This is a genomic window from Corynebacterium striatum, from assembly GCF_016728105.1.
GTDB classification, from domain to species: Bacteria; Actinomycetota; Actinomycetes; order Mycobacteriales; family Mycobacteriaceae; genus Corynebacterium; species Corynebacterium striatum.
Genome location: NZ_CP068158.1, coordinates 917158 through 935858 on the forward strand (window position 1 = coordinate 917158; position 18701 = coordinate 935858).

At 63.0% G+C, this 18701-nt stretch carries 17 protein-coding genes; 9 read left to right on the plus strand and 8 right to left on the minus strand.

Translation table 11 applies throughout. The features are described from left to right. Positions 1-83: 83 nt before the first annotated feature. The 3 genes from I6I72_RS04230 to I6I72_RS04240 all read left to right on the plus strand — a co-directional run bounded on the left by I6I72_RS04230 (position 84) and on the right by I6I72_RS04240 (position 4735). The gene (locus I6I72_RS04230; RefSeq protein ID WP_049064057.1) at positions 84-1469 is read left to right on the plus strand and encodes a PepSY-associated TM helix domain-containing protein; all 1386 of its coding nucleotides are present in this window, start codon (positions 84-86) and stop codon (positions 1467-1469) included. A 50-nt stretch (positions 1470-1519) separates the two neighbouring features. Further along, the gene (locus I6I72_RS04235; RefSeq protein WP_049147457.1) at positions 1520-3586 is read left to right on the plus strand and encodes a M3 family metallopeptidase; all 2067 of its coding nucleotides are present in this window, start codon (positions 1520-1522) and stop codon (positions 3584-3586) included. A 120-nt stretch (positions 3587-3706) separates the two neighbouring features. Further along, positions 3707-4735, plus strand: a complete 1029-nt coding sequence (locus tag I6I72_RS04240; protein WP_201807524.1) for an HNH endonuclease signature motif containing protein — start codon at positions 3707-3709, stop codon at positions 4733-4735. Here the strand turns inward: I6I72_RS04240 and ppc are convergent. From ppc to pdxS, 3 genes are all read right to left on the minus strand, one after another. Further along, entirely contained in the window at positions 4732-7410 is a 2679-nt protein-coding gene (ppc, locus tag I6I72_RS04245; RefSeq protein WP_049147459.1) for a phosphoenolpyruvate carboxylase, read from the minus strand. The genes I6I72_RS04240 and ppc overlap by 4 nt on opposite strands. A 150-nt stretch (positions 7411-7560) precedes the next feature. Further along, positions 7561-8145, minus strand: coding sequence for a pyridoxal 5'-phosphate synthase glutaminase subunit PdxT (pdxT, locus tag I6I72_RS04250; protein WP_049147461.1), 585 nt, complete (start codon positions 8143-8145; stop codon positions 7561-7563). Next, entirely contained in the window at positions 8139-9059 is a 921-nt protein-coding gene (pdxS, locus tag I6I72_RS04255) for a pyridoxal 5'-phosphate synthase lyase subunit PdxS (RefSeq protein WP_370875945.1), read from the minus strand. Before pdxS ends, pdxT begins: the two co-directional genes overlap by 7 nt. A gap of 72 nt (positions 9060-9131) precedes the next feature. Between pdxS and pdxR the strand changes: the two genes are divergently transcribed. Further along, positions 9132-10439, plus strand: coding sequence for a MocR-like pyridoxine biosynthesis transcription factor PdxR (gene pdxR / locus I6I72_RS04260; RefSeq protein WP_005527947.1), 1308 nt, complete (start codon positions 9132-9134; stop codon positions 10437-10439). A gap of 44 nt (positions 10440-10483) precedes the next feature. On the opposite strand, the gene I6I72_RS04265 is transcribed toward pdxR, so the two are convergent. Genes I6I72_RS04265 through I6I72_RS04275 form a run of 3 tightly spaced genes read right to left on the minus strand, consistent with a single transcriptional unit; the run spans position 10484 to position 11880 of the window. After that, a complete protein-coding gene (locus I6I72_RS04265; RefSeq protein WP_005527946.1) occupies positions 10484-11107 on the minus strand; it encodes an anti-sigma factor in 624 nt (207 codons plus the stop codon). Further along, positions 11104-11667, minus strand: a complete 564-nt coding sequence (locus I6I72_RS04270; protein WP_034656629.1) for a sigma-70 family RNA polymerase sigma factor — start codon at positions 11665-11667, stop codon at positions 11104-11106. The genes I6I72_RS04265 and I6I72_RS04270 overlap by 4 nt, the downstream gene beginning before the upstream one ends. A gap of 57 nt (positions 11668-11724) precedes the next feature. Further along, a complete protein-coding gene (locus I6I72_RS04275) occupies positions 11725-11880 on the minus strand; it encodes a hypothetical protein (RefSeq protein WP_005527944.1) in 156 nt (51 codons plus the stop codon). Positions 11881-12032: 152 nt separating this feature from the next. Between I6I72_RS04275 and I6I72_RS04280 the strand changes: the two genes are divergently transcribed. The 4 genes from I6I72_RS04280 (at position 12033) to metX (ending at position 16996) form a co-directional block, all read left to right on the plus strand. Then, entirely contained in the window at positions 12033-13622 is a 1590-nt protein-coding gene (locus I6I72_RS04280) for a redoxin domain-containing protein (protein ID WP_049159044.1), read from the plus strand. 9 nt (positions 13623-13631) lie between these two features. Beyond that, positions 13632-14228 carry an MBL fold metallo-hydrolase gene (locus I6I72_RS04285; protein ID WP_201807527.1) on the plus strand — a complete coding sequence of 199 codons (597 nt, stop codon included), beginning with the start codon at positions 13632-13634 and terminating at the stop codon, positions 14226-14228. A 258-nt stretch (positions 14229-14486) separates the two neighbouring features. Then, positions 14487-15815, plus strand: a complete 1329-nt coding sequence (locus I6I72_RS04290) for an O-acetylhomoserine/O-acetylserine sulfhydrylase (protein WP_005527941.1) — start codon at positions 14487-14489, stop codon at positions 15813-15815. 29 nt (positions 15816-15844) lie between these two features. Then, positions 15845-16996, plus strand: a complete 1152-nt coding sequence (metX, locus tag I6I72_RS04295) for a homoserine O-acetyltransferase MetX (protein ID WP_005527940.1) — start codon at positions 15845-15847, stop codon at positions 16994-16996. On the opposite strand, the gene I6I72_RS04300 is transcribed toward metX, so the two are convergent. Both I6I72_RS04300 and I6I72_RS04305 read right to left on the minus strand, forming a co-directional pair. After that, complete coding sequence (locus I6I72_RS04300; RefSeq protein WP_049147467.1) at positions 16993-17346, minus strand: DUF3017 domain-containing protein; 354 nt, start codon at positions 17344-17346, stop codon at positions 16993-16995. The two genes, metX and I6I72_RS04300, sit on opposite strands and share 4 nt — an antisense overlap. Next, entirely contained in the window at positions 17347-18204 is an 858-nt protein-coding gene (locus I6I72_RS04305) for a bifunctional methylenetetrahydrofolate dehydrogenase/methenyltetrahydrofolate cyclohydrolase (protein ID WP_049147469.1), read from the minus strand. It lies immediately after the preceding gene. Positions 18205-18228: 24 nt separating this feature from the next. Between I6I72_RS04305 and I6I72_RS04310 the strand changes: the two genes are divergently transcribed. Beyond that, positions 18229-18699 carry a tRNA (cytidine(34)-2'-O)-methyltransferase gene (locus I6I72_RS04310; RefSeq protein ID WP_005527936.1) on the plus strand — a complete coding sequence of 157 codons (471 nt, stop codon included), beginning with the start codon at positions 18229-18231 and terminating at the stop codon, positions 18697-18699. Positions 18700-18701 lie beyond the last annotated feature (2 nt).

Genomic DNA, 18701 nt, shown 5'->3' on the forward strand with positions numbered 1-18701 from the left:
CGCCCGTCTTGAGCGCTCGGAAGCATTCATCCTTAGGCACTCGCCACGGGCCCTACCTGTACATACTGAAAAGAGCACTACATATGAGTCGGACGGCTCTGCGATCTTTCATTCAACGCATCCATTTCTACGGCGGCATGTTCGTCGGCCCCTTCATCCTCGTCGCGGCATTGACTGGCTGCCTCTATGCCATTGCCCCCACCTTGGAAAAGGTAGCCTATCGCGATGTCATGAACGTTCCGGCGGTCGAGCACCCGCTCAGCCTCGAGGAGCAAATCCAGGCCGCGCAACACGAGCACCCAGATATGCCTGTGACCCAGGTGTGGCCCGCTACCACGCCCACGGACTCCACCCGCGTGCTGGTTAGTGACCCGGGAATTGATGAAAGCCTCCAGCGAACCGTCTTCATCAACCCCGCCAACGCTGAAGTTATCGGGGACTACCCAACCTACTCCGGACTGGGTGAGATGCCGCTGCGCCGTTGGATTTCCTCCCTACACGAAAGCTTCCACCTGGGCAAGGTCGGTGAGCTCTACTCGGAGCTGGCCGCCTCCTGGCTGTGGGTCATGGCCTGCGGCGGGCTCTACATGTGGTGGATTCGCCGCCGCCCCAAGAACAAGGCAACCGCGAAATCCACGCAACAGCAGCCGAAGCGCTCCGCACGCTCGAAGGCTACGCGCCTCCACTCCACCATCGGTGCCTGGATATTCATCGGCTTGCTTGGACTGTCTGCTACTGGCATCACCTGGTCGGGCCTGGCCGGCGACAACGTCAACTCCCTCGTGGAACGTATGCACTGGAAGGCCACCCCCATTGAAACTGCCCTCCCCGGCGCAAGTACAGAAACGCATGAGCACACCGGCCACGAAGGCCATGAGGGACATGGCGGCCACATGAGTGGGACGTCGGAAAGCGCCAGCGTGGCTGCTGAGGCTGAGCGCGTCCTCGCCACCGGCCGCGCCGAGGGACTGACCGGCCCGCTGCGCCTGTACCCGCCGGAGGACGCCCACTCCGCCTGGCAGGTCAGCGAGCGTTGGGTCGAATGGCGCACCACCTCCGATGCTATTTCCGTGGACGGCTCCACCGGTGAGGTCATCGACCGCCAGCCTTTCTCCAGCCTTCCGTTGTTTAGCAAGCTCAGCAGCTGGGGCATCTACCTGCACATGGGCATCATGTTCGGCCTACCGCTGCAGATCGCGCTGTTCGCGCTGGGCCTGGCTATCGCCGCCCTCGTGGTCTTGGGCTATTACATGTGGTTCAAACGCCGCCCCCGCTTCGTGCCGGGCTCGATGAAACAGTTCTCTTGGGCCACCACGGCGCTCGGCGCTGTCTTTGCCGCCACCGTCGGCGCCTTCCTTCCGCTGTTGGGCATCACTCTGGCCGCGTTCCTTGTTCTTGACGTCATCCTCATGAACCGCCCCACCACGCCAACGCGAGCACAGGAACCCGAGTTGCTTCCCACGAGCTAGATAGTGAAAGCCATCACATAGAGCGGGGCTAATGGGTACAGTGTTCATCTATGACTAACCCATTACTCCACCCTTCGCCACTGCCCTACCAGCTTCCTCCCTTCGCAGACATCAAGGTAGAGCACTTCCGCCCCGCCTTCGACGAGGCACTCGAGCGCCATCGCTCCGAAATCGCCGCCATTGCTGATAATTCCGCCGCCCCCACGTGGGAAAACACCGTCGAAGCATTGGAGCGCTCCGGCCAGGACTTGGACCGCGTCATGGCCGTCTTCGGCAACCTCTCCGGCACCGACGTCACCGATGAGATGGAGGAGATTGCCGCCGATATCTACCCCCGCCTCGCCGCGCACTATGACGGCATGTATCAAAACGAAAAGCTCTACGCGCGCATCAAGGAGGCAACGCCGCTTGACGACGACCCCGAAGGCCACCGTCTCCACGACCACCTCCTGCGGACCTTCAAGCGCAAGGGCGCGGATCTCGACGCCGCCGGCAAGTCCCGCCTCTCCGACATCAACCAACGCCTGTCCGCACTCTCGGAGGAATTCGGCCGCAACCTCATGGCCTCTACTCGCGCGAAAGCCGTTGAGTTCAGCGAGGAGGAACTCGAGGGGTTGCCCGCCGAACGCATCGCCTCCGCCAAAGCCGATGCTGAGGCGCTGGGCCGCGAGGGCTTCGTCATCCCGCTCGAGCTGCCGACCGTGCAGTCGGAGCTGAGCCGATTGGCGCGGGAGGATGCGAGGGGGAGGTTGTATGGGGCGTCGGCAAGCAGGGGCTCCGAGAACAACATCCCAGGTCTCATCGAGGCCGTCCAGCTGCGCGCCGAACGCGCCGAGCTGTTGGGCTTTGCCTCCCATGCCGACTACGTGATCGCCGAAGAAACCGCTGCGACTGCCGACGCCGCCCGCACCATGCTCTTCGACCTCGCCCCCGCCGCCGCGGCCAACGCCGAAGGCGAGCAGAAGCTCCTCGCAGAGGAAGCAACACTCAACGGCCAGGGCTTCACCGCCGCCGACTGGCCGTATTGGGAATCTAAGGTCCGCGCCCGCGACTTCTCCCTCGATGAGACGGAGCTGCGCAAGTACTTCCCGCTGGATCGCGTGCTTGTCGACGGCGTGTTTGCCGCCGCCGAGCGCCTCTACGGCATCACCGTCGTCCCGCGCGAGGACCTGCAGGGCTACGCCGAGGGCGTACGCGTGTGGGAAGTCTTCGACGCGGGCCAGGAGCCCGAAGCTGACCGCGACAACGGCATCGGCTTGTTCGTCACCGACTACTTCGGCCGCCCCACCAAGCGCGGCGGCGCCTGGATGAGCGAGTTCGTGGGGCAGTCCCGTCTACTGGAGCGCAAGCCGGTCATCGTCAATGTCATGGGCATCACCAAGCCTGCCGACGGCTCCCAGCCGCTGCTGAGCCTCGACGAGCTGCACACCGTCTTCCACGAGTTCGGCCACGCTTTGCACGGGCTGCTTTCCGACGTCCGCTACCCCACCTTCGCCGGCACCAACGTCCCGCGCGATTGGGTGGAGTTCCCCTCGCAGATCAACGAGAACTGGGCATTAGAGCCGGCACTGGTGAAGCGTTACGCGCGCCATGTTGATACCGGCGAGGTTATCTCCGACGAGATGCTCGCAGCAGTCACGGCTGCCGGCGAGTTCGGTCAGGGATTCGGCACGGTGGAGTACTTGGCTGCGTCGATTGTGGACTTGGCGTGGCACTCGCTCTCACACGAGGAAGCTGCCCAGCTTACGGCCGCGGACATCGAACAGTTTGAAAAGGACGCGCTGACCAAGGCCGGGCTGAACAACCCGCTCATCGCGCCGCGTTACCGCTCGACGTACTTCAATCACATCTTCGCCGGCGGTTACTCCGCGGGCTACTACTCCTACCTGTGGGCTGAGGTCCTCGACGCCGACGGCTTCTCCTGGTTCAAGGAAGTCGGCGCGGCAGACTCGGCCGACGGGGACGATGCTAAAGCCCGCGCAGCTGGCCAAAAGTTCCGCGAACTCATCCTGTCCAAGGGCGCCTCGCGCGATTTCACCGAGGTCTACCGCGAGCTGCGGGGACGCGACAAGGACGTGCAGCCCTTGCTGCGCCGCCGCGGTTTGTTGGGCTCTTAACTAGCCAGCTAGCTTGCGAATGTGGATAACTTGCGGCGAGCTCCTGAGTTATCCACAAATTTGGCCTCTCGCGGAAACTGACTATTGAAGCGGGCTTGACAGCGCTTTAGCGTTGAGGTCATGAGATTACAGTCCTTCTTCGCCGCACTCGGCCGGGCCATTGACCTGGTGGCCGAGTGCGCGGGCATGTCTGAATCCGATCTGCTGGCATTAGGAGCCGCGCCTGCCGACGCCGCCGAGCTCCTCGCCCTCCATCACTCCTACTTCGGGCCCACGCACTCCACCAAGAAGCAGCGCACGGCGGTAGCAGCGGCGCGCAGCCGCGGCCATGGGCTGGTTACGCTGCGGCAAATTGAGTCTTTCGTGGCCAAGGTTCGCGACCATAACAAGGCCTGGGACCTGCGCGTGGAACTGTGCCAGACCAGCGCCGAGCTGGTGGAAAAGGTTGCGCGCAAGCGCCTGCGCGAGTGGCGCAAGCCCCGCGAATACGCCGAGCGCGCGAAGCTGACCCAGCATGACAACGGCTTGGCCACGTTGACTGTGACGGCGGATTCTATGCAGCTAACCGACGTATTCCAGGGCATCGACCAGCAGCGTCCCGGCGAGAGCTTTCTGGAAAACCTCGACGGCAAAGGCGTGAAAACTGAGGTCATGACCATGGCGGTGCTGCAGGTCGACGACTATGCGCAGCTGCTCAAAGGAAACACGGACAAGGATGGCGAAGAGTTCATCGTGCGCATGACCAACGGTGCCACGCTGACCGGCTCGCAGCTCGTGGAGCGCGCACTGCTGGAAAAGGGCGTCATCGTGGCTGTCAGCCGCGAGCACGGACCACTGGATGTCTTTCGCACGCGCCGCTTCGCCACGGACAAGCAGCGGCTAGCACTCATGGCGGAGAGCCCATGTTGTGCGTGGAAGGACTGCCCGGTCCCATTTGAGAAATGCCAGATTCACCACATGGTGGCCTGGGCGCGAGGCGGACCGACGAATATCCTAAATCTGGTTCCATTATGTCCGTATCACAACGGAGTCAACGACGATGACCCCACTGCCCCGCCCATGCGCGGGCGGATGGTCCGCGTCGGCGGCAGGGTGGCATGGCAGCCGCCTTACGACGCCGCGCCCATCCCCACCAGCAAATTCAACTAGCCTGCGTTACGCAACGCAGTAGCTAGTCCATTCATCGTGACCTGAATGGTCTTCGAGACGAGGAACTGATCATCGCCGGCGCGGTAGCGGCGCAGCAACTCCAACTGCACCGCATTGAGCGGGAGCAGGTATGGGTAGCGGCGCTTGAGCGATCGCGCTTGGCGCTGGTTCTCCGCGGTGAGGTCTGCATTGCCCGTGATGTGCAGGTAGACCTCGCGGGTGAGGGCGAATTCGTCGGCGATGAGGGCGTAGATGCGGTCGGCAACGGCTTTGTCGTCGACGAGGTCCGCGTAGAGACGAGCGAGCGAGAGCTCCGCCTTCGCCATCACCTGCGCCATATTCGACAACACCGAGCGGAAGAAAGGCCAAGTGCGATACAGCTCGCGCAGCTCCTCCCAGCGTGCCGCCTGCTCGCTGGCCGGCGCCTGCTCCACCCACTGTGTCACTGCGCTGCCCACGCCGAACCAGCCCGGGATGTTGGTACGCGACTGCGACCAGGACAGCACCCACGGAATCGCGCGCAGGTCCGAAATCGCAGTGGTCTGATTGCGGGCCGCCGGGCGCGAGCCGAGGTTGAGGTCGCCGATTTCGTGCAGCGGCGTGGACTGGGTGAAGTACTCGATAAAGCCAGGGTCGCCGATGAGATCGTCGTAGCGTTCGCCGGACAACGCTGCGAGCTCACGCATGATTGCGTAGGCGCGCTCCGTATCGGCGATAGGCTCGGTATCCAGCAGCGATGCTTCCAACGCGCCGGACACAAACGCCTCAAGGTGGCGACGCGCCGTCTCCGGAGCACCATACTTGGCGGAGATGACTTCGCCCTGCTCGGTGATGCGCACCGAACCCGACACCGCACCCTTGGGCTGGGCCAGGATGGCGTCGTAAGTCGGACCACCACCGCGGCCAACCGCGCCGCCACGGCCGTGCGCCAGGCGCAGCTCGATCCCATGTTGGGTGCACAGCTCGACGAGGGAAAGTTCGGCGTCGTAAAGCGCCCAGTTCGCCTGCAGGTAGCCGCCGTCCTTGTTGGAATCGGAGTAGCCCAGCATGACCTCCTGAATGTCCCCACGCGCGCGCAGGTGCTCGCGGTAGAAAGGCACGGCCCACAGCCGCTCCAGGATGCGCGCGCCAGCCTTCAGATCATCGATGGTTTCAAAGAGCGGAACGACGTCGACCTCGCTCAGGCCCACTTCCTTGAGCAGGACCATCGGCTCCAGGATGTCCGATACCGAGCCCGTCATCGAAATGATGCAGTGCGAGACCGACTGCGGGCCAAACTTGCGCACTGCCTGCGACGCCGCGCGGAAAATGCCCAGCTCTTTGGCTGTGACTTCGCTGAAGTCCTGGTCTGCGCCAGGAAACAGCAGCGGGCGCGCGGTCTGCAGCTCGCGGACCAACAGCTCCATCTTCTCCGCCTCGCTCAGCGCGGCGTAATCATCGCACAGGCTTGCGGCAGCGAAGACCTCCGTGAGCACCTGCTCGAAAGACTTCGAGTTCTGACGCATATCCAGTGAATAAAGATGGAAACCAAACGTAGTCACGGCCGAGCGGATGCGGGCCAGGCGGTCATCGGCGATGATGTCGTCGTTGAACTGGCGCAGCGAGCGATCGATGACGTCGAGGTCGCGCTGCAGCTCCTCCGGCGAAGCGTACGGGGTGAAGTCGCCCTTCGGCGCCTTCTTCTCTCCCAACGCATGCAGGTTTGCACGCACGCGATTGCGGATGCCATAAATCGCACGGCGATAAGGCTCATCCACGCGCGATTCCCAGTCGTTGTTAGCAATCTCCGCCAAGGACAGCAGCTCGGTAGAACACGAGGAATAGCGATCCGACAAAGACAGCTCGCGCTCCAACTCATCGAGCTCCGACTCGTAGTAGCGCAAAATCGTCTTCGCTGCCTTACGGGTAGCGTAGGTCAGCGTGCGCTCGTTGACGTACGGATTGCCGTCGTGGTCACCGCCGATCCAGGAGCCGGGTCGCACGACGGGGGCGTCGGGAAGCTGCAGCCCAAAGGTCTCCCGCATGCTATGGCGAATCGCGCGGTTGAGCGCCGGGACCTGCTCCAGAAGCGAAAGCTTGTAGTAGCGCAGCCCGACGTCGACCTCATCCTCCAGCGTCGGCCGGGCAATGCGGATAAGCGCCGTCTGCCACAGCAACGTCATGCGCAGGTACATCTCGCGCTCGATGGCGTCCATGTCACCACCGCGGTGGGCGTCGATAAGCAGCTGCTTAATGCGGGTCTGGGTATCGAAGACCGTACGCCGGCGGGTCTCCGTGGGGTGCGCGGTGAGGACGGGCGCCACCTGCGCGTCGCGGATGACGGCGGCCGCATCCGCGGGGGCGACGCCCTCCTCCTTCAGCTTGGCGAAGGTCTTGCGCAAGCTCACCGGCGCCTCCACTGCCTCGTCCGCGAGGTCCTCGGCAAGGTTTGCCAAAAGTGCAAAATAGCTAAACGCGCGCGCCACGAGGTTGGCTTTATTGATGTCCAGGTCCCGGAAAACCGCCACGAGGTCCTCGGGCTTGGCGTTGCCGTGGGCTACATTGAAGGCCATCTTGCGGGTGGATTCGACCAGCTCAAAGACGTCCTCGCCCTCTTGCTGCGCGAGTACTCGGCCCAGCACTCGGCCTAGGAGGCGGATGTCTTCTCGGACTTGGTCGATGTGCGGATTTGTCACCGGATTCGCCTTTCGCTGTGTTTCACAGAATTAACACGCTTAAATGTATCTCAGGTCACTATCCCGTCGGCGCTTTTCCGCTCGTTTACCCCCGTGAGGTTTCAACGTATGAAGGATTTGCTTGCGCTTTACGACGCCCAACTGCGCCGGCTATCCGGTACTAGTAGCTCCTAAACAGCAGTTGAGCCACGTTTCGTGGATACGAGTCTCACCGTTTTCTTCCGGGTGGAAACTCAATGCAGTGACGTGACCTTGGCGCACGCCGACGATGACGTCACCCGCGATGGTGGCAATGACCTCAACACCCGAGCCCACGCGCGTGACGACGGGCGCTCGGATGAAGCTAGCCTCCACAGAAACGCCGTCGACGGTGACGGTGCGTTCCTCGGAGAAGCGCTGGTTGCCGAAGGCATTGCGTTTCACGGTCACATCCAGAATCCCCAGCGTCTGCTGCCCAGCCGCTGGGTTCTCCAGCTCGCGGGCGGAGTAAATCAAACCTGCACACGTGGCGAGGACGGGGAGGCCGGAGCGGACGGCGTCGCGAAGCGGCGCAGCAAGGTCGAAGGCCCTAGCAAGACGGTCGATCGTGGAGGACTCGCCGCCCGGAAATACGATTCCGTCCAGCCCGTCCAGGTCACGCGGCAGCCGCACCCGACGCACCTGTGCGCCCAGCGAGCTCAAGATCGCCGCATGCTCCTCGACGCCGCCCTGCAGCGCCAGTACTCCAATCACCATCCGCGCTCAGCCAAGCGGTGCGGTGCCGGCACGTCCTTGACGTTGATGCCCACCATGGCCTCGCCCAGACCGCGGGAGATCTTCGCCAGCTCAGCAGGCTGGTCGTAGAGGGTCGCGGCCTTCACGATAGCCTCCGCACGCGCAGCCGGGTTGCCGGACTTGAAAATGCCGGAGCCGACGAAGACACCCTCGGCGCCCATCTGGCGGACCAGGGCGGCGTCGGCAGGCGTAGCAACACCACCCGCAACGAACAGGACCACGGGCAGCTTGCCGGTCTCTGCCACCTCGGCTACCAGGTCGTACGGTGCCTGCAGCTCCTTGGCCGCAACGTAAAGCTCATCACGGTCCAGGTTCTGCAGGCGCGCAATTTCTCCCTTGATGGTGCGCAGGTGCTTGACGGCCTCGGAGACGTCGCCAGTACCGGCCTCGCCCTTGGAGCGAATCATCGCAGCACCCTCAGTAATGCGACGCAGCGCCTCGCCCAAGTTGGTCGCACCGCAGACGAAAGGCACATCGAAGTCCCACTTGTTGATGTGGTTGACGTAATCCGCCGGCGAAAGAACCTCGGACTCGTCGATGAAGTCCACGCCCAGCTCGCCGAGAATCTGCGCCTCAACGAAGTGGCCAATACGGGCCTTGGCCATGACGGGGATGGAGACGGCGTCGACAATGCCCTCGATGAGGTCTGGGTCGCTCATACGCGCCACGCCACCCTGCGCGCGAATGTCTGCCGGGACGCGCTCCAGCGCCATAACAGCTGCAGCTCCGGCGTCCTCGGCAATCTTTGCCTGCTCCGGTGTCACGACGTCCATGATGACGCCACCTTTAAGCATGTCTGCGAGTCCGCGCTTTACGCGAGTAGTTGCTCGCGTCATTTCATTTTTAGAAGAAGTATTTTCAGTCATGCGGACCATCCTCACACTAAGAAATGGTCTAAGACAAGAGCCAATTCAAGCGTGTTGAATTAGACCACTTATGCTGGGACCATGTCTATACGGCTTGCCCCCTCTGATACACGCGCACTGCCCGTCCAAATCGCGGAAGCCCTGCGCACCCAGGTGACGGCGGGCATTCTGCTGCCGGGTGAACAGGTTCCTTCCACCCGCGCGCTTGCCGCGAAACTCGGCGTTTCCCGAGGCAGCGTGGTTACCGCCTACGAACAACTCACCGCCGAGGGTTACCTCACCGCCGAGGTGGGATCCGGCACCGTCGTCAATCCACGGTTGCCACATTCACAGCTGCGGGAGGTGAAGGTGGAGCGCCCGGCGCCGGCGGCGTCGACAGTCAGGCTCACGCCCGGGCTGCCGGATACCGACGGCATCCTTACCCCCGAATGGCGGGCCGCGTGGCGTGAAGCGGCCAATCATCCGCTTTCCGACGCCACCTCACTCCCCCACGAAATCGCCCACCACGTCCGGCACATGCGCGGGCTGCGGGTGGATCCGCAGCGAATCGTTGTCACGGCCGGCGCCCGCGACGGTTTGACGCTGTTGCTGCGCGCGCTCGGCGGCCACCTACGCGTGGGTGTGGAGTCGCCGGGTTACCCGAGCTTGCGGCGTATTCCCGAGGCGTTGGGCCACGAGCTGGTGGAGGTGCCTACTGACGCCGAGGGCGTTACCGTGCCCGGCCCGCTGGATGCGCTCATCGTCACGCCGAGCCACCAATACCCTTACGGGGCGTCGCTTCCCGCTGCTCGCCGGGGCGCGCTGGTGGAGTGGGCGCGCCGCGAGAACGCGTTGCTGATCGAAGATGACTTTGATTCCGAGTTGCGCTACGTAGGCCAGCCTCTGCCCGCACTGACAGCGCTGGCGCCGGAGCATACGGTGCTTTTGGGAACGTTTTCTTCGGTGATTTCGCCGTCGATTGCGTGCGGCTACCTCGTGGTTCCGGAGCGGTTGTTGCCCGCGGTCCAGGACGTCCGTGAGGTTTTCGGCCAGTCCGTGGGCTCCATCCCGCAGGCGGCATTGGCGAACTATCTAGCTAGCGGCGCACTGCGGCGGCACACCGGGCGGATGCGCCGGGCCTACAAGCGGCGCCGCGACCTCGTCCACGCCATGCTTTCCGACGCCCCCGCCACCCTCCTTCCCATCAACGGCGGCCTCCATGCAGTGTTGCTGTGCGACGAATCCGTTGTAGACCGAGCCGCCACCCGCGGGCTGACGCTGACGCCGCTTCGCGATTACTGGGGCGGCGCCACTGCTGAGAAGGGCATCGTGCTGGGATTCGGACACCTAAGCGACGTCGAGCTCACCACCGCATTGCATATCGTGCGCGACTGCCTCAGCACACCATAAGCGATGAAACGATTCTCGAGCCAGTTTGGGTAATGCTGGTATGGCTAGCTGAGGCGGACCTCGGCGAGCATCCGGCCCGTGGGCTTGGCGCTGCCGCCCATGGGTTCCTCAGTGATCATGACCTTGGTGGCATCGCCGTCGAAGGGCATCCACACATCGTCGTGCGGGTCTTGGCCGATGACGCCCGCCGACGTCACCTCACCATTGGAGGCCACGGCCCAGACTTGGGCGCCCATGCCGTCGGCGAGTGCAGGCTGGCCGTCGACCATCGCGCCAGACTTGCCCATCTCCTTCGAGGACACAATGTCTAACGTTGCACCGGAGGCATCCGCGTTGCCGGTCAGGAGGTCATCAGCAGCCATGATGGCGTGCATCTGTTCCACGCCCGCGGCTTGAATCCGCGCGTCTTCCTGCGGACGCAGCTGGACGACGCCAATTCCACCCACCATCAACAACACTGCCGCTGCGGCAGCGGCGAAGAAGCCACGCGTACGACGACGCGGCAACTCCACCACCTCCGCTATGGGCTGCGCAGTCGGCGAGGTGTGCTCGCCGGCATCGATAGCGGCGAAGACGGAGTGCTTGAGATGCTCTGGCGGCTCGACGTCGGGAAGAGCGTCGAGGAACGCCTCGAAGGACTCGTCGTCGAATTCGCGGGTGTTACTCATCGCTCCTCCTTTCCCAGTGTGGCTTTGAGTTTCTTGATTCCGTCGCGCACGCGCGTCTTCGCGGTACCCAGCGGCACTCCTGTTGATTCTGCCAGCTCAGCATGGCTCAATCCACCGAAGAAAGCCAGCAGGACTGCGGTGCGGTGAGGCTCGCCGATGGCGTCGACAGCCGCGCGCAAGCGTTGCGATTCCACGTGCTCCAGCGCTTCGGACTCGACGTCGATAAAGCGTGTTGGCTCCTCAAGATGCGCGTCCCTATCGTCGCGCTCCACGCTCGCCACGTGCGAGCGCAACCGATCTACCGCGCGCCCATGCGCCAACCGCGCAACCCATGACCGTGCATTCCCACGCTCTGGGTCGAAGTTGGCCGCCTTATTCCACGTCTCCACGAACACATCTTGAGCGACTTCTTCCGCCAGCGCCTGATTATTGAGCACGTGGAGACAGACGCTGAAGACGGTAGGACTGAGGACGTCGTAAAGCTGCGAAAAGGCATGCCTGTCCCCTGCCGCGGTCGCAACGAGCTGGTCGTTGAGCCGGGCGATTTGTTGTGGGGACATGGTGGACACGGACGTTGAGTTTACCTCCGCCGTAGGCGCTGGCGCGGACATTTGGACTTACTTGGACATTTCTTCCGACATCATCGCACCGGAGGACGGTGCCATCATCTCGGACGTCATCATCTCGTCCTTGCTTTCCTTGTTGTCGTTGCAGGCAGCGAGACCGGTTCCGGCGATGGCCAGGGCTGCGGCGGTAGCGATGAGCTTCTTCATGAGTTTTCTCCTTTTGACTGTGGGCCAGCGTTTCTGGCCCCTTCACAAAGTCATTCGGAGCGGGGGCGGAAAGTGGATTGGAAAAATTCTCACCAATCCGTCCGCTGGTTCCGCTCCGAACAGATGGGTATACCCCAACAGAAAGGTTTCCCATGTTGTCAACCCTGTCCATCGGGCTTGTCGGTGGCCTAGTCACTGGTCTCTCACCATGCATCCTGCCCATCCTGCCGCTGGTTCTTGCGGTGAGCGGAAACGGCGGAAGGTCGCGACCATGGCTGGTCATCGGCGGGCTGGTAACGAGTTTTACAGCGGTGACGCTCTTTGCCACAACACTGCTCAACGCGCTGCACCTGCCCGGCGACTTAGTGTGGAAGGTGGGCATCGGGCTGCTGGTCCTCGTGGGCCTGGGCATGATGTTCCCCAAATTCCAGGAGATCCTCGAGTGGCCGTTCCTCAAGCTTCCCAAAGCAGGCGGTCTGCAAGCTAAAGCGCGCGACAAAGGCGGATTCGCGGTGGGCTTAGCGCTCGGCGTGGTCTTTGTGCCGTGTGCGGGTCCGGTGCTGGCGGCTATTTCCGTCGCCGGTGCGACAGGCACAATCGACGCCCACATCCTCATCCTCTGCCTCGCCTTTGCCGTCGGCGTGGCTATTCCGCTGATGGCATTCGCCCTCGGCGGCAACGAAGTGGGCAAACGCGTGGACTTCTTCCAATCACATCAGCGGGGCTTCCGTTTCGGCGCGGGCGTAGTGGTCATCGCCATGGCAGGTGCCATCGCCGTCGGTGCGCCGGCGTGGCTGCAGCAGAAACTGCCCTCCCCGGAGTTTGGGCAGGAGGTGTTGGCGAAAGAGGCGTCGTCAAGCAAGGCGGGACAGCAAGTACCCGAATTCCAGGGGCTGACCGGCTGGTTCAACACGGATGAGCCCGTGGACCCGCGCACGAACGGCAAGGTGACGCTCATCGATTTCTGGGCCTATGCCTGTATCAACTGCCAACGCAACAACGTGCATCTGACCAAAATATACGACCACTACAAGGACTCTGGGCTCGAAGTAGTGGGCATCCACGCCCCGGAATATTCCTTCGAGCGCGAGGCCGCCAACGTCCAGCGCGCGGCGCGGGAACAGGGAATCCACTACCCCGTTGCCCAAGACAACGACTTCACCACCTGGCGTGCATTCGAAAACCAGTACTGGCCAGCGCACTACCTCGTTGACGCACAGGGAATCCTGCGCGAATCTCACCACGGCGAGGGCGATTACGCCGAAACTGAAAATCACATCCGCGAGCTGCTTAAAGAGCGCGACCCGAACGTCCAACTCCCCGCGCCGCTGGAATCCGCCGACCAAGCCTCCACGGAGGGCCGCAATCCAGAGACCTACCTCGGCACAGCGCGTGCGCGTTACTTCGCCAACCGCAACTACGCCCCAGGAACACACGACTTCGAGCTCGGAACGCCGGAGCGTGGCCAGTACTCCCTCGGCGGAACGTGGACGCTCGAGGACCAGCCGATTACTGCCGGCAAGGATGCGCGCCTGCGCCTGAACTACCACGCGGCGTGGGTCCAGCTGGTGGTCTCCGGCAAAGGAACCGTGACGGTGCGCCACGCAGACGGCACCACGCGTGAGTTCCCTGTGAAGGAAGACGGAACGCTCGACCTCGTTAAAGAGAACGCCCCGCAAACCGAAGTTCTCGACATCGAAGTCAGCGAGGGCGTCAAACTCTATTCCTTCACGTTTGGTTAGGCTGGGACCATGAAAGTCACCATGCTCGGCCACTCCGCAATCGCAGTCGACGCCCCTGCGGGCCGCTTTGTCATCGACCCCGGTGGATTCACGGACTCCTCGTGCTTGGATTCGGCAGATGCCGTGTTGGTTACCCACGCGCATGCGGATCACCTCGACGTCGAGGCCGTGCGCGACTGTGGCCTGCCGGTATGGGGCACGCAAGAGACTGTCGACGCCGTGGGCCACGGCACTGCGGTCCGCGCGGGCGAGAGTTTCGAAGTGCTCGGGATAAAAGTCCAGGCAGTCGGCGGGTTGCACGAAGAGATTCACCCGGCGATTCCCCGCCCAGAAAACGTGGGTTTCTTCTTCGGTGGTGTTCTCCACCCTGGCGATCAATGGGTGCATGTCGAGGGCGTAGAGCTGCTCTTCCTCCCGATTGCCGCACCCTGGGTGCGTGGCGCGGATGCTGCGGACTACGCCATGTCCATCGGCGCGCGGACAGTGGTGCCGATTCATGATGCTGTGCTTAGCGACGTCGGCAAGCAGCTCACCGACGGCATGCTCCAGAAAGCTGGCGTTAGCGGCTACCGGCGCCTAGCCGTTGGCGAATCGGTGGAAGCATAGAAATACTCCCCACAATCTGGTTTCTGATTTCTCAGTCCGGATTATGGGGAGCAGTTCGCCCCCCCGCAAAACGGTTACTGTCACCATGAGCTCCATTGCAACAGCGCTACTTCTCTTCGGCGCCATCCTCGCTAATGGTTAGCGGTCGGTTCATGCCGACCGCTTTGTCTGTTTTTATTCACTACTTCGCCAGCGGAAACAAGGCCAAATTCCGGCAGCCCTATACGCTTTTGTACCGCTTGGTCTAGTCTTACCTCCATGACTACCAAGTACGACAACAGCAACTTCGAAAACTGGGCACTGTCCACCCGTTCCCTGCACGTGGGTCAAGACCTCGACGGCTCGACCAACTCGCGCAACGTCCCGATTTACCAGACCACCTCTTATGTCTTCGATTCCGCAGAACATGCTGCAGCACGCTTCGCGCTTAGCGACGCCGGCCCCATCTACACGCGTCTGACCAATCCCACCGTTGACGCGCTCGAGCGTCGCCTAGCAGCTCTCGAAGGCGGCGTCGCCGCCGTAGTGTTTGCCTCCGGCCAGGCTGCTGAGACCGCAGCCATCGAGGTCCTCGCTGGCGCAGGCGACCACATCGTCGCCTCCCCGCGCCTGTACGGCGGAACCTCCAGCCTGTTTACCCACACCCTCAAGCGCCTCGGCATCGAGACCACCCTGGTTGAGAACCCGGATGATCCGCAGTCCTGGCAGGCAGCTGTGCAGCCGAACACCAAGGCTTTTTACGGCGAGACCTTCGGCAACCCGATCGCCGACGTGCTCGACATCCCGGCTATCTCCGAGGTCGCACACTCCAACCAGGTGCCGCTCATCGTGGACAACACCATGGCCACCGCTGTGCTTGCTCGTCCACTGGAGCTGGGCGCTGACATCGTCGTGGCGTCGACTACCAAGTTCTACTCCGGCTCCGGCTCCGCTATCGGCGGCGTGCTTATCGACGGCGGTAAGTTCGACTGGACCGTCGAGCGCGACGGCAAGTCCGTCTTTCCGTTCTTCACCGAGCCGGACGAGAGCTACCACGGCCTGAAGTACGCAGACCTTGGAGCCCCGGCATTCGCGCTGCGTGCCCGCGCTGGCATCATCCGCGACACCGGCGCAGCCGCTTCCCCATTCAACGCCTGGCTGACCCTGACCGGCCTGGAGACTCTCGAGCTGCGCGTCCAGCGCCACAACGAGAACGCTCAGGCAGTCGCTGAGTTCTTGGAGGACCACGACAAGGTCGCCAAGGTCAACTACGCGGGTCTGGATTCCTCCCCGTACAAGTCCGTAAAGGAGAAGCTGGGCTACAGCTACACCGGCTCGGTGCTCTCCTTCGAGATCGAGACCGGTGGCAAGGACGCCAAGGAAGTGGCGTGGAAGTTCATCGACGCCCTGAAGCTGCACTCCAACCTGGCCAACATCGGCGACACTCGCTCGCTGGTGGTCCACCCGGCAACCACCACTCACTCCCAGTCTGACGAGGCGGGCCTGCGCGCCGCTGGTATTACCCAGGCAACGGTGCGCCTGTCCGTCGGCATCGAGGATGTCAAGGACATCATCGCTGACCTCGAGCAGGCTTTCGCTGCCCTGTAACTGCGCAACAACGAAGGGAGTTTCTTCGCGTGACCACGATTCCGGAGCTCGCCCCTGAGGGCGAGCTGGACCACGTCAAGATCGGTGATTTCGCTACGGAAGCCGGAGCTTCCATTGCGGACGTCACCATCGCTTATCGACGCTGGGGCGCCTTTGCCGGCGACCCACATGGCGCAAACAATATCGTGGTCATCGAACACGCCCTGACCGGTGATTCCAACGCCGCCGACTGGTGGGGCGACCTCATCGGCTCAGGCAAGGCGCTGGATACGCAGCAGTGGTGCGTGATTGTCACCAACGCGCTCGGCAGCTGCAAGGGCTCCACTGGCCCGTGTTCCCCGCACCCAGACGGCAAGGCCTGGGGCTCGCGCTTTCCGGCGTTGTCCATCCGCGATCTCGTCGAAGCCGAGCATAAGTTCTTGCAGGAGCTGGGGTTCGAGCACGTCCACGCCGTCATCGGCGGCTCGATGGGCGGCGCCCGCACTTTGGAGTGGAGCCTGCTGCATCCGGAGTTTCTCTCCGCGGCCTGTGTCATCGCGGTGTCTGCCCGCGCTTCCGCATGGCAGATCGGCATCCAGTCCGCGCAAATCTCTGCGATTGAGCGCGATCCTTTCTGGCACGGCGGCGACTACTACGAATACAACAAGGCCCCGCGCGAGGGCCTCGCGGCGGCCCGCCGCATCGCGCACCTGACCTACCGCGGTGAGCAGGAAATCGACGAGCGCTTCGGAGTCCAAGCCCAGCGCGACGAGAACCCGCTTGGCCCATACCGCGAGCCCAACCAGCGCTTCGCCGTGAATTCCTACTTGGATTACCAGGGCGACAAGCTCACCGAGCGTTTCGACGCCGGCTCCTACGTGACGCTGACTGAGGCGCTGAACCGGCACGACGTCGGGCGCGGGCGCGGCGGCCTCAACAAGGCACTGGCTTCCTCGACCGTGCCCACCATGGTCGTGGGCGTGGACACGGACATTCTTTACCCGTACCACCAGCAGGAACACATCTCCCGCAACATCGGCAATCTACTGGCCATGGCCAAGGTGGTCTCCCCCATCGGCCACGATGCCTTCCTGGCTGAGTCGCGCCAGATGGACCGCATCCTGCGAAACTTCCTGGCGCTCTCCGCGCCGGACGGCCTGGACTTGGGTCCGATGTATGTGGGCGACGAGTACTACATCTAAGAACCCAGCGAATCCACGGACACCGCCAGGAACGTCATCAACGCTCCCAGGCAGGCTGTGTAGGCGGCGTCGAAACGCCGCGAGCGCACAGCGAGAACGCCGACGATGCGTGAGTCGCATGTCAGACGCACCAGCGACAGCCACAACAGCGACGCCCCCAGAATCACGGTGGCGCGGCGCCAGTGTTCAGAAATGGCAAAGACCGCAGACAGCGCTACGCCCGCGACGAAGAGCCCCACGGCAACCCACTGCACGCCGGCCGGCAAGCGCGAAGGCCGCAACTTAACGTCGTGGGGGTTATCCAGGTTGAGATCCTTCGCCCGGTGGGCAGCCCCTTTTTCGGAGGCCATTTAAGCCAGGCCCGCCAGCTTTTCTGCGCGCTCCACGATGTTGGACACCAGGAAGGCACGGGTCAGCGGGCCGACGCCGCCTGGGTTCGGGGACACGTAACCGGCTTTATCCCACACGTCGGGCGCGACGTCGCCAGCCAGCTTGCCATCCACGCGGGAGACTCCCACGTCGAGGACCGCAGCGCCTTCCTTGACCATGTCCGCGGTGAGCATGTGAGCATTGCCCGCAGCCGCGATGATGACGTCAGCGGCCTTGGTCTCAGCAGCCAAGTCCTTGGTGCCGGTGTGGCACAAGGTCACGGTGGCATTCTCGCTGCGGCGGGTAAGCATAAGGCCAATCGGGCGACCCACGGTCACGCCACGGCCAATAACCACAACCTTGGCGCCATCGAGCTCCACTCCGAAGCGACGCAGGAGATGGATGCAGCCGTTCGGAGTACACGGCAGCGGAGCCTCCTCGTTGAGAACCAGCTTGCCCAAGTTGACTGGGTGAAGGCCGTCGGCGTCCTTCTCCGGATCAATCTTGGCCAAAATCTTGTTCTCATCCAGGTGCTTCGGCAACGGCAGCTGCACGATGTAGCCGGTGCAGGCGTCATCGTTGTTGAGTTCGTCGATGACCTTCTCCAGCTCTTCCTGGGTGATATCTCCTGGCAGGTCCTTGCGGATGGAGTTGATGCCCAGCTTCTCGCAGTCGCGGTGCTTCATCTTCACGTAAGCGTGGGAGCCTGGATCGTCACCGACCAGCACGGTGGCCAGGCCAGGCTGGATGCCCTTGGCCTGCAGGGCGGAAACGCGAGCCTTCAGGTCCTCGAAGATCTCGTCGCGGTACAAATTGCCATCTAGTTTGGTAGCGCTCATGCAGTCCATCCTAGACTGAGCACTATGAGCCAGCTGCACATCGTCTTTGATAATCCCGTGATTCCCACCAACACCGGCAACGCCATCCGCACCGCCGCCGTCACGGGTGCCTCCCTGCATCTCATCGAGCCGCTGGGTTTCAACTTCGACGATAAGCACCTCAAACGCGCTGGCCTGGATTACCACGACCTCGCAGATCTGCAGATCCACAAGGACTTTGACGCCTGCATGGCTGCCCTACCTGGTGCGCGCGTCTTCGCATTCACCACGCACACCGACAAGTGGTTCACCGACGTCGAGTTCCAAGAAGGCGACGTCCTCCTCTTCGGCACCGAGCCCACTGGCCTGCCACCGGAGCACGTCAATCACCCACGCATCACCGAGCAGGTTCGCATCCCCATGGTCCCGGCGCGCCGCTCGATGAACCTGTCCAACGCGGCCTCCACCGCCGTGTACGAGGCCTGGCGCCAACTGGGTTTCAAGGGCGCGGTCTAGTC